The following is a 12,021-nucleotide window of genomic DNA, read 5'->3' on the forward strand; positions in this document are numbered from 1 at the left end:
ATATCCCTATTTCCCACGTCTAATGCCACGTGAAGTGGTTGAAGTACTATTCCGAAAACTACTTGTTGATGCTTTTTGTCTAGAGTAACTTGATTTACCTGCAAAACTTGGGGCTCGTTGTGCTTTTTGACTTGCTGTCGACATACGACTTGCCCCCGTTTTAGTTTTAGCATAAGGACTATTAAAACTACCTCGGTTACCAAATTGCTTTTTAGTGCGGTTAGCTAAGTTATCTTGAGACTTTTTCTGTTGAGGTGAGGTATAACGATTACGTCCTACATCATTGTAATAGCTGTAATCTCGACCTGAAGACCAACGATTATAACCAATAGGACGAGGCGAAATAGCAGAAAACATGGCATACATTCCATACCAATGCCAAAAAGACATACCACTATTATTGGTTTGCCATTCTCCATAACCTGGGTTACCAACAAGTTGACTGCCCGCTCCGTTATCATCAGCACCGTTAGCGCGTAGACTTTGTGATTTACTGATCGCATTCACACGAGCTAATTCACCATCAGACATATCAGCAATAACATTGATAGGATCTGATAATGCATCATTAAATAAACTTGGATCAGATGCTTCAATTAACGTTTCACTTTCAAACAACTGAGCTTCAATATCACCTAAAATAGCTGGTTGTTTTTTTAACGTTGATAAACGATCGGTTAAAGAACGATACATTGGCCCATTACGTGTAGCATCTTTCGATAATTCCGTGAGTAGTGGACGAAGTTCTGGTTTTCGTTGTGTTAATAACTGTGCATATTGTTGCAAGATAACGGCATTTCGAATGCGGTTATCATTTAAGTTATTACCCAAATTTCCAATGAGGTAATCAGCTGTTTTTATATTTGCTTGCAGTCGTTCTGGGCGATCATCACCACAGGCAACTAATAACAAACTTAAACAGCAGATAAGAAATATGCGCATAAGTTTTATAATCCCTTATTTATTTATGTTAACGGCGGATAATACATTGATTACACGTTGTAGATCTTGCGCAGTATCAATGCCTGCAGGTGGAACTTCAACAGCAACATCAACATGTATTTTAAAACCATGCCAAAGTACGCGTAATTGTTCTAATTTTTCAATCACCTCTAAAGGTGAAACAGACAATTGAGCATACTGTTTTAAAAAGTTAACTCGGTAAGCATAAATACCAATATGGCGTTGTAAATTTTCCAAATTAACGTTTTTGCTTTGCTGATTTTCAGGAGTAAAGTTATCACGATCCCAAGGTATTGTTGCACGACTAAAATAAAGTGCTAATTTGTTTTTATCCGTCACCACTTTAACAGCATTAACATTAAATACATCTTCTTGATCACCAATCGGTGCACTTAATGTTGCAACACTTGCTTGTTCATTTTCAAACAGGTTATTTGCCACTTGTTTAATCACACTAGGTGGGATCAGTGGTTCATCTCCTTGTACGTTAACAATAATTTCATCATCTGAAAAATTATAAATATGACACACTTCAGCTAATCTATCGGTACCTGATTCATGGTCTTTTGACGTTAAACAAACCTCTATATTTTTTACTCGCTGCAAAGCATCAACAATGCGTTGATCATCGGTTGCCACAATGACCTGCTTAGCACCACTTTGTAATGCTTGCTCTGCAACACGTTCAATCATTGTTTTACCTAATATATCTGCAAGTGGTTTTGCAGGTAAACGAGTTGATTGATAACGAGCAGGAATAACAACAATAAATGACATAGTTATTCCTCGTCAGCACTCATTTTTCGCGCCTCAACTTGTAATAGAGCAGGAATACCTTCTCTTACAGGGTAAGCTAAATGGTCAAACTTACAGATTAATTCATTATTGATTTTGTCATAAGCTAGTTTTCCTTTGCATACTGGACAAGCAATAATATCCAATAGTTTTATATCTAACATTTTGATTCCTTGATCTGTTTTAATTTATCTAAAAACGGTTGTGTAAACGTATTTGGTAATTGCCCATCAATTGGTAAGTACCACCAATTATCTTTAGCAAATGAAGTGCATTTTACTGCATCTTTTTCTGTCATAAGTAATGGGATATCTAATTCAAATTGGTCAAAATCATCTGAAGTATAAGCGTGGTGATCAGCAAAAGAGACTGTTTTTTGTAGCCTAAAGTTTTGTTTCCTTAAGGTTTCAAAAAAACGAGGAGGATAACCTATCGCAGCACAAGCATTAATATCAGATATGGTTAAAGTGCCTTGCTTTCCATCAACACGTTTACAGGTAGAAGGTAATAAATTCATGGTAAATTCACCAGAACATACACCACCATTATTAATAATATAATCCACAGATTGTAAACGACTCAAAGGCTCTCTTAATGGCCCCATTGGCATAATGTGCTGATTACCATAACGGCGTTTACCATCTACAACAACCACTTCAATATCACGTTGTAATGCATAATGCTGCAGACCATCATCGGTAACAATGACGTCAACATCACACTGTTCAGCCAAATAAATGGCTGCTTGTGAACGGACTGGATCAACAACAACAGGTATCTGTAAACGTTGATAAATTAAGACTGGTTCATCACCCGCTTCTTTTCCTGTTGTTTCATTCACAACAAGCAGTGGGTATTGTGGTGATTTGCCACCATAACCTCGACTAATCACACCCGGTTTATATCCTGCAGTGATTAATAGTTCACACAAGCTAATTACAAAAGGTGTTTTGCCATTACCACCAACTGAAATATTGCCTACCACAACAACAGGTAATGGGCTTTGATAGCTTGCTAACCAGCCTTTTTTATAACAAAACCTACGAATAGTGCTGATCAATTGCATTAATAAAGAAAATGGGTACAAACACCATACCCATAAACGAGTTGCTTGATACCAAAATGGCATTACAACTCTCCCGATGCTTGCATTTGATTTAAGCTATGGTAAATCTTGCCTTGTGCTAATAGCTCAGTATGAGTGCCTTGTTCAACCACTTGTCCTTGGTCTATTACCAATATTTGATCTGCATGTTCAATAGTTGATAAACGGTGTGCAATAACAATTGATGTTCTATTTTTTTGCAGTTCATCTAATGCGGCTTGAATATGACGCTCTGATTCCGTATCCAATGCAGATGTTGCTTCATCTAATATTAAGATAGGTGCATCACGTAATAATGCACGGGCAATAGCTAAACGTTGACGTTGTCCACCAGATAACATCGCACCATTCTCACCAATCACTGTATTTAAACCGTCAGGAAAACCTTCTATAAATTCCATTGCATGAGCAGTTGTTGCCGCATTAATTATATCTTGCTCGGTAAATTTACCTTCACTTGCATAAGCAATATTATTAGCAATAGTGTCATTGAATAAATGTACATTTTGAGAAACGATAGCGACTTGGTTACGTAATGACTTTAAGCTATATTCTTCAATATTTTTACCATCTAATTTTATTTCTCCTGAATCAATATCATAAAAACGAGTTAATAAATTCGCAATAGTAGATTTTCCACTTCCTGAACGCCCCACCAGTGCAACTGATTGGCCAGATTTGACATTAAAACTCACTTTTCGTAGTGCAGGTTGCTCCGCTGTAGGGTAAGTAAAAACAATATTATCAATACTAATATCGCCTTTAGCACGCTCAACTTCATAAGTACCGTCATCTTTAGCAACTGTCATATCTAACATAGTAAACAAGCTGCTACTTGCTGAAATACCTTTTTGAATTTCGTTATTTACCTGAGTTACACTTTTGATTGGTTTCATTAATGCCATCATAGAACTAATGATCACAACAAAAGTACCTGAAGATAATGTATTCATAATTTCAGGGTAAGTCGCTAGGTACAATACAAATGCTAATGCCAGTGAAGCAATACTTTGAATAACAGGAACACTGATTGCGTTCGCACTTGCCATCTTCATGTTTTGACTACGAACAGTGTTACTTACTTTTTCAAACTTTTTATTTTCAAGTTCTTGACCACCAAACATCAAGACTTCTTTGTGACCTTTCAACATTTGCTCTGATGAAGTTGTAACTAACCCCATTGCATTTTGTAAATTTTTACTTATTTTTCTAAAACGTTTACTCACAATATTAATAGCAATACCAACGATTGGAGCCACTACAAAAAACACCAATGATAATTGCCAACTTTGATAAAACATCAATGCAACTAAACCAATAACCGTTGCACCTTCACGGAATATCTTAACCATGGCACTACTAGCTGCATTAGAGACTTGGTTAGCATCGTAGGTGATTTTTGATAACAGGTCACCAGTATTGGTTTTATCAAAAAAGCTAATAGGCAGAGCAATTAATTGAGAAAACAGTTGGCGTTGTAATTTCATTACAATATGTGTACCAACCCAAGCCATACAATAAGAACTTAAAAAAGCAGCAAGACCACGTAAAGCAATTACTACAATTACAAAATATGGCATTAATTGCATTACACTAGGATCTTTCCCCGTAAAACCATCATCAATTAATGGTTGTAATGACCATATAAGTAACATATCTACAGCGGCATAACCAACCATACCAACAATGCCAAACGCTAATGCAACTTTGAACTCTTTGATATAGCCGAGTAAGCGTTTAAATACTAAGTAACCGTTTTCTTCTTTGTTTTTCATGAATACACCAAATAAGATATTTATAATGCAGGATGTCGATGATACCAATAAGCTGCGAGATCTTCTCTATAAGTTTTTACTTCAATATGCTGATTTTGCACATTAAATCGAATAAATCCAGTATTCCCTGTCGTTAACTGTTTTGCGCCTTGTTGTTGATAACGTTGTACAACTTGTAAAGCAGGAAAATTCCAACGATTTCTATAGCCAGCAGGGAAAACAACCCAACTAGGATTTACTTGCCTGATAAAAGCTTCACTGGATGAGCTTTTACTACCATGATGTGGTGCAATAAGAATATCTGCCTTTAATATTTCTGAATTATTATTTTGTAACGCATTGTATATTAACGCTTGTTCAATAGTATGACTAATATCCCCTGTTAATAATAGACTGTTTTTTCCATCACTTATTTTTAATACACAGGAGTTATTATTGTTATTTTTACTCACCACTGACGGAGAAAGTATAACGACACTTAATTTTCCTAAAATAAACTGCTGCCCTGTTATACATTGCTGATAATCAAGATAAAAAGAATGCATCTTCAATGCCTCACCAGCATAAGCTTTTTTGACTTTTAATGACTGTTGAATAATATTTGCGCCACCCGCGTGGTCATTATCACTGTGACTAACAATTAAATAATCTAGATCTCGGATCCCTTTAGCTTGTAAATACGGCAAAATTTCAAACTCGGCCGTAGCATAATTTGGCGGGTAGCTAGGGCCTGTATCATACAACAAGTATTTACCCTCACTTTGAATTAATACCGCCAATCCCTGACCAACATCAAATACCTCAACTTGCCAAGTATTTTGTTTTTCCCACCCTATTTCTCCTATTCTCACAACAATAAAGCCAATGAAACTAAACACCAATATTGATAGCAATAACATCCTACGTTTTACAAGAAAAAAAGATTGTAGATAAATGAATAAAGCAACTAATAGGCTAAATATAAAAACACTCAACATTAGTTTTATGGTTAAGTCAGATAATAACAAATAAGCTTCTGATAATTCTGAAAAATAATACATAAATTGTATTAACAAATAGTCACTTATCATTAATAAAAAAACTCCAATAGGCTCAACAAGCATCACCAATAGTGTGCCTAATAAAGTGATAGGAATAATAAACCAAGAAAATAAGGGGATAGCGATAAGATTAATAATGAAAGAAAACAAACTCACAGCAGAAAAATTAAGTAACTGAATTGGTAACATAAAAATAGTCAAAATAAGTTGTAACAATAATAACCACTTAATAAATGAAATACATTTTTGGCTATATATTTCCCACCAAGCTGGCATATCCGCTTCAACTTTTTGAGTTTTTTGAGGTTTCTGTTGACTCCAAACAAAGAGCAAAATAATGCTTATAGCTGTAAATGAAAGCCATAAACTACTACTTAATATCGCTAATGGGTCAACTAATAAAATAATCCATAAACACAAGATTAATAAATCAAAAAGACTTATTTTTCGTTTTACCGAAAACATTAATACACTGATAAATAACATTAACAATGCACGTTGGGTAGGTAATGAAAAACCAGAAATATAACCATAACTTAAACAGACACAGAAACTAAGTAGATATATCAGACGCCAAGAAAACCAGCCTAATAAGCTGATAGGTAATATTCTTTTCAGCAACAGATTAAATATAAAGAATGAAAAAACAAATAATAAACCAATGTGCAAGCCAGAAATAGCAAATAGATGAGCAATGCCTAACTGTTTAATCAATTGCTTTTCGTCATCACTCAGTAAACTTTTATCTGCAAAACTTAAAGCTATAATTGCTCCTTGCTGTTCAAGTTTATCCGAGGCATGCAATACTTTTTGATATAAATATGCCCGTAATGAAATAGAGGGATCTATTGTTTGTAGATGAGTTCTAATGTTGGCAATATAAGCAATATGATTTGAATAACGCCATTTTTGTCGGTCAAAACCATTAGGGTTAGCTTTCCCTTGCAATGGTTTTATACTTGCTTTGAATTGGTGCACCTGCCCAGCTTGTACTAACAATATTGGCTTAAACCAACGCATTTCAATTAATGGACAATAAATACAGTGCTGATTATTGATAGAAATTATATTTGCAATAAAATAACCATTATTTTTTGAATTGATTAATGATTTAACCTGTACTGTTATGATATTGTCTTTGCCGTTCAATGCATTAGTAAAAAAGCTAGCATGTTGTTTATTAACGGAAGTTAACGATGGTTTATTTTGCAATATATTAAGGACATTTGTTGAATCAACAGAGACTCCCAATAATGTAACTTGTGTAAATAAGCTAAAATAGGCAGCAGTTAACGGCAGGATCACTAATGTTCGCCATCTAGGCCAACAAATAAAAATAAATACACTTAGCACGCAATACAGTATGCCACTATAATTTAATAATTGTGGCCAATAGAGTGTGCTAACAAAAACAGCGATAGATAGCCCTATTGATATTCGCATTTTTTCCCATTTACGCAGATAAAGTTTAATTATATGCCAAAAAAATTTATTAAACGCTTTTCGCCAAATCCAGAAACGCTAAAAGCTCATCCTCATTTAAAACATTTTGGAGCTAAACTTCAAAATCCTAACTTATGGCATTTAAACAGACGTAGTGCTGCAGGTGCTGTTGCAGTAGGATTATTTTGTGCTTGGGTCCCAATGCCATTTCAAATGTTACTGGCATCAATTATTGCAATGATTTTCTGTGTGAATTTACCTTTATCCGTTGCCCTAGTTTGGATATCAAATCCACTCACTATGCCTCCATTGTTTTATGCAGGTTACCGCTTAGGTGCTTTTATTTTAAATCAGCCATTAATGGATTTTCATTTTGAATTATCCTATGCGTGGATCATCAATACCTTAGAAACAATTGCGCCCGCTATGTTTTTAGGTTGCTTTATAATTGGTTGTATTTGTGCCTTTTTTGGATATTGGAGTTTTACTTTTTTCTGGCGTTATAGTGCTGCTAAAAAATGGAAAACCCGTCAACATTCGCAAAAACGCTAAAAAGAGCATTAAAAACCTAATTACTAGTTTATAAAAATGGAGAGATTCTGCTTTAATATTAATGAACTAACAGCAGACTTCTAAAAGGAAATGGATATTTCATGAAACTACACCAACGTATACTGCCTGTATTTGTAATAAGTACTTTTTCATTACCAAGTGCAGCTGAAAGCATCTTTTTTGAAGACCCTTATGGGGCCAAAAACTATATGACAGTGAGTGCATTTTTAGGAACTCGAATTAGCGAAGATGTAGCACATAAAAGTACTGGTGAAGTCGCTGATTTTAGCGCCGCATTAACTCAAGCAGTTGCTTTAGGTTGGACATACGATAGGCACTCTGAAGGTGAGTTATTATTCTCAAATAGTAAACCAACATTATCAATGTCCAATTCAACCACAAGTGCGCCTGATATCGATGTGTATATACAATATCTACATTTTGGTGGACGTGTTTTATTTCCAACTCGTACAGCATTCTCAAGCAGTTTTGGTTTAGGTATTGGTGCTACTTATTTTAATCCTGAAGGTAATGATTACGGCTCTGAATTTGCTTTTTCAGGAAATATTACCGGTGGTATTCGTTACCAATTAACAGAAGAATTTGCTTTACGCGGAGACTTACGTGTATATGGCACCCTGTTAAACTCTGAGAGTTCATTATTCTGTGGTAATCAAACGTGTTACTTAGATGTGGATGGGGATGTTTATGTACAAGGTGAATTAATGGCAGGTCTTGAATTCAAGTTCTAAAAGCTCTTTATAAAATAGCATTATTAATCCTCTGTACTCATGTGATGAAATGTTTAATGAGTACAGAGAAGTTTTATAAAATCGGGTAGATTTACGTTGTTTTTTAAGGCTTACCTAATAAACGAGCAAGTGTTTTAACATCTAATTTTTCAGCATAATCTTCATGATCAAGCCCTTTTTCAACTATAAATTCAGTCACTAACTCTTTCACCGTTTGTAATAATTCTTCAGGATCCCATATTTTTTCTAAAAAATGATCTAATCGAGCATAATTAATTGCGCGTACCATATCGGCTTGCGTTGCTAAACCAGTTAATAACAGCTTTTTAGTGCCCATGAAACGATTATCCATCTCAATTTCTGTTAATAATTCAACTCCATTTTTGCCTGGCATAACGTGATCAGAAATAACCAATGCAACATATTCTTGATCTGCATGTAGGTCTTCTAATAAACCTAAACATTCAATCGCAGATTCACACTCTTCAATATTAAAAACATCTGCAAAAAATGCTAAATCTCGACTAACTGAATCTAAAACCTCACGTTCATCATCAACACAAATTATGTTTATTTTTTCCATCAAGACACCCACCCAATAAATTAAAAGCCAAACTTAGAGTTATATTAAAAGTATAATTATCTTATAACTCCGATACTATATGATACCTACTTTACTACCTCTTTTGTATAGGTACACCCCTCACTATTATAAATAGTAGTTAAGATTATCCTTTAATAATCAAAGACCAAGCGAATGATAAGCTTAACAATGACGATTGCTCACTCCCTATTTATAGATAGTTTTAAGTAATTTGGATTAAGTGTATGTCTATTTTAAATATTCACATCTTGAAAAAGAGGGGTAGATCAAGCTCAATAAAAAAAGCCTTTCTAAATGTTTAGAAAGGCTATCCAGATCACTTTATAAGATTACTGTGCGAGTGCTTTAGTCACTTTTTCATATAAGTCGACAGCTAAATCAGGTAATACTAATAAACGATTTAATTGTTTTTTAATTAATTGAATACGCACTTCATCCAAGCGTTTAAATTGAATTAAAGGAGTGATCAAGCGAGAAGCTACCTGAGGGTTCAAACTATTAAGCTTGATAAGTTGCTCAGTTAAAAATTGATAACCACTACCATCAATATTATGAAAATGATAAGTATTATTCTGTGCAAATGCGCCAACTAAAGAACGTAATCGATTAGGATTATTAAAAACAAAGCTGCGGTGATTAAATAAATTTTCAATATTATTTAATACTTTTTCACAAGGCATACTCGCTTGTAACGCAAACCATTTATCCATGACTAGACCATTTTCATACCAAGTATCATCAAAGGCTTTCATGACATCTGAACGACAAGGCAACAAACCAATATTTGCAGCCGTTAATGCTCCAAGATGATCGGTCATGTTATTACATGAATCAATTTGTGCTAATACGTATTCATTTGCCAGTTTTTTGTCAACTAATGCAATAAATATTAAAGAGATATTTTTTAGTTTACGTTCAGCAATATCATTGATATCTGCTTGGTATGCTTTTAATTTATGGTGGCGTAAATAAGTATCAACAAATAACTCATGTAGCTGTGTCGCAATTTCTTGAAGCATGAAATGACGAGCATGATGAATTGCATCAATATCTACGTACTCAAATAATTCTCGAGCACCATTTTCACTAGTGAAAGTAAACATATCTGCAATTAATGCAGGATCTAGGTTTTCACTAACTAGAACCGATTTAAAACCATCAATAAAAATCTCTGGTAATTCAAGTGCTTCTTTTTGCTGTAAGGCTTTTACATTTTTAACTAAGTATTTGTTAAATAGAGTTTGTCCTGCATCCCAACGAGAAAACTCATCACTCGCAAAGCTCATAATATCTAATAATTGCTCATCGCTATAAGCATATTGATATTTAACAGGTGCAGAAAACCCACGGAATAAACATGGAACAGGTTTACTTTTAACATTTTGAAATACAAAAGTTTGCTCTTTATGCGTTAAACTTAAAACTCGAGTTGTTCTACCTTTTGATAATTCAATGGCGTTACCTTTGTTATCTAATAACTCTATATCAATAGGGATATGTAGAGGCAATTTTTTTGCTTGATCCGCTGTAGGTAAGGTTTTTTGTTTAAAAGTAATTTGGTAAGTATTGTTAATATTATTGTAATGATCAGTCACAAAAACGTTAGGAGTACCTGATTGTGAATACCAACGTTTAAATAATATTAAATCAATAGCACTTGCATCCTGCATTGCAGCAACAAAATCATCACAGGTAACTGCTTGCCCATCATGGCGTTGAACATAAAGTTGCATGCCCTGTTGAAATTTCTCTTCTCCCAATAAAGTATGCAACATACGAATCACTTCAGATCCTTTTTCATACACTGTTAAGGTATAAAAATTATTCATTTCCATTACACTTTCAGGGCGAATTGGATGTGACATTGGGCCCGCATCTTCAGAGAATTGATGATCACGCATCGTCATTACATTAGCAATTCGATTAACACTACGACTACCTAAGTCTGAACTAAACTCTTGGTCTCGAAATACTGTTAAGCCCTCTTTTAGACTAAGCTGGAACCAGTCTCGACAAGTAATACGGTTACCGGTCCAGTTATGGAAATATTCATGCCCGATAACAGCTTCAATGCCTAAGTAATCTTGATCTGTTGCACTTTGTGGGTTAGCTAAAACAAACTTAGAGTTAAAGATATTTAAACCTTTGTTCTCCATTGCCCCCATGTTGAAGAAATCCACGGCGACAATCATATAAATATCTAAATCATATTCTAAATTAAAACGTTGTTCATCCCATTGCATTGATTTTTTAAGTGATAACATTGCATGTTGAGTTTTATCTAAATTACCTTTATCAACAAATAAAGCTAATTCAACTTCGCGTCCACTTTTAGTGGTGTAAGTGTCTTTCAAGCAATCAAAATCACCAGCCACTAATGCAAATAAATAAGCAGGTTTAGGGAAAGGGTCAACCCAAGAAACAAAATGTCTGCCCCCTTCTAAATCACCTTGATCAACTTGATTACCATTTGATAATAAATACGGATAAAGTGTTTTATCTGCAATAACTTTGGTACTAAATTTAGCTAATACATCTGGGCGATCTAAATAATAGGTAATACGTCGAAACCCTTCAGCTTCACACTGAGTACAAAAAGCTTCGCCAGATTTATATAATCCTTCAAATGCTAAGTTTTTGGCAGGGTCAACTTCTGTATTAATCTCTAATTTAAAAGAGTCAGGCAGAGAGTTAATTAACATGCCCCCTTCTTCAATTAATTCAAAATCACTATAATCGACATCATCGACTAGAACAGAAAGTAACTTTAATGACTCACCAAATAAAAATAATGGTGTAGCTTTCGCACTAACACGCTTTACTTGGCTAATAGCTTTAACTGTGGTTTGGTTATCAAATAGATCAAACTCAAGGTCAATAGTAGAAATGCTGTAATCTGATGGTCGATAATCACTCAGATGTTTTTCTTGGGGATTTTTTTCGATAACTTCTTCGAGAGAATCAACTTGGCTCATTATTTATATACTCTTAA

At 34.4% G+C, this 12,021-nt stretch carries 10 protein-coding genes; 2 read left to right on the forward strand and 8 right to left on the reverse strand.

Annotated features, from left to right (window positions below; all coding sequences use genetic code 11):
• Window positions 1-6 precede the first annotated feature (6 nt).
• Genes E2R68_RS02590 through E2R68_RS02615 form a run of 6 tightly spaced genes read right to left on the reverse strand, consistent with a single transcriptional unit; the run spans window position 7 to window position 7,121 of the window.
• A complete protein-coding gene (locus E2R68_RS02590; protein WP_134275950.1) occupies window positions 7-942 on the reverse strand; it encodes a hypothetical protein in 936 nt (311 codons plus the stop codon).
• 15 nt (window positions 943-957) lie between these two features.
• Complete coding sequence (gene kdsB, locus E2R68_RS02595; protein ID WP_134275951.1) at window positions 958-1,740, reverse strand: 3-deoxy-manno-octulosonate cytidylyltransferase; 783 nt, start codon at window positions 1,738-1,740, stop codon at window positions 958-960.
• 2 nt (window positions 1,741-1,742) lie between these two features.
• A complete protein-coding gene (locus E2R68_RS02600) occupies window positions 1,743-1,922 on the reverse strand; it encodes a Trm112 family protein (protein ID WP_134275952.1) in 180 nt (59 codons plus the stop codon).
• Window positions 1,916-2,887 carry a tetraacyldisaccharide 4'-kinase gene (lpxK, locus tag E2R68_RS02605; RefSeq protein WP_134275953.1) on the reverse strand — a complete coding sequence of 324 codons (972 nt, stop codon included), beginning with the start codon at window positions 2,885-2,887 and terminating at the stop codon, window positions 1,916-1,918. The genes E2R68_RS02600 and lpxK overlap by 7 nt, the downstream gene beginning before the upstream one ends.
• Entirely contained in the window at window positions 2,887-4,638 is a 1,752-nt protein-coding gene (gene msbA / locus E2R68_RS02610; protein WP_134275954.1) for a lipid A ABC transporter ATP-binding protein/permease MsbA, read from the reverse strand. The genes lpxK and msbA overlap by 1 nt, the downstream gene beginning before the upstream one ends.
• A gap of 20 nt (window positions 4,639-4,658) precedes the next feature.
• Window positions 4,659-7,121, reverse strand: coding sequence for a DNA internalization-related competence protein ComEC/Rec2 (locus E2R68_RS02615; protein WP_134275955.1), 2,463 nt, complete (start codon window positions 7,119-7,121; stop codon window positions 4,659-4,661).
• A 33-nt stretch (window positions 7,122-7,154) separates the two neighbouring features.
• On the opposite strand from E2R68_RS02615, the gene E2R68_RS02620 reads away from it, so the two are divergent.
• Both E2R68_RS02620 and E2R68_RS02625 read left to right on the forward strand, forming a co-directional pair.
• On the forward strand, window positions 7,155-7,673 hold the full coding sequence (locus E2R68_RS02620; protein WP_134275956.1) for a DUF2062 domain-containing protein: 519 nt from the start codon (window positions 7,155-7,157) through the stop codon (window positions 7,671-7,673).
• 101 nt (window positions 7,674-7,774) lie between these two features.
• Window positions 7,775-8,425 carry a porin family protein gene (locus E2R68_RS02625; protein ID WP_134275957.1) on the forward strand — a complete coding sequence of 217 codons (651 nt, stop codon included), beginning with the start codon at window positions 7,775-7,777 and terminating at the stop codon, window positions 8,423-8,425.
• A gap of 103 nt (window positions 8,426-8,528) precedes the next feature.
• Here E2R68_RS02625 and E2R68_RS02630 read toward each other — a convergent pair whose 3' ends face one another.
• Together E2R68_RS02630 and pepN are read right to left on the reverse strand one after the other, a co-directional pair.
• Window positions 8,529-9,008 carry a response regulator gene (locus E2R68_RS02630; protein WP_134275958.1) on the reverse strand — a complete coding sequence of 160 codons (480 nt, stop codon included), beginning with the start codon at window positions 9,006-9,008 and terminating at the stop codon, window positions 8,529-8,531.
• Between the two features lie 350 nt (window positions 9,009-9,358).
• Window positions 9,359-12,004, reverse strand: coding sequence for an aminopeptidase N (gene pepN / locus E2R68_RS02635; RefSeq protein ID WP_134275959.1), 2,646 nt, complete (start codon window positions 12,002-12,004; stop codon window positions 9,359-9,361).
• Between the last annotated feature and the right edge of the window lie 17 nt (window positions 12,005-12,021).

Origin of the sequence: Psychromonas algarum (genome assembly GCF_004376845.1) — a bacterium.
In the GTDB taxonomy this organism is placed as follows: domain Bacteria; phylum Pseudomonadota; class Gammaproteobacteria; order Enterobacterales; family Psychromonadaceae; genus Psychromonas.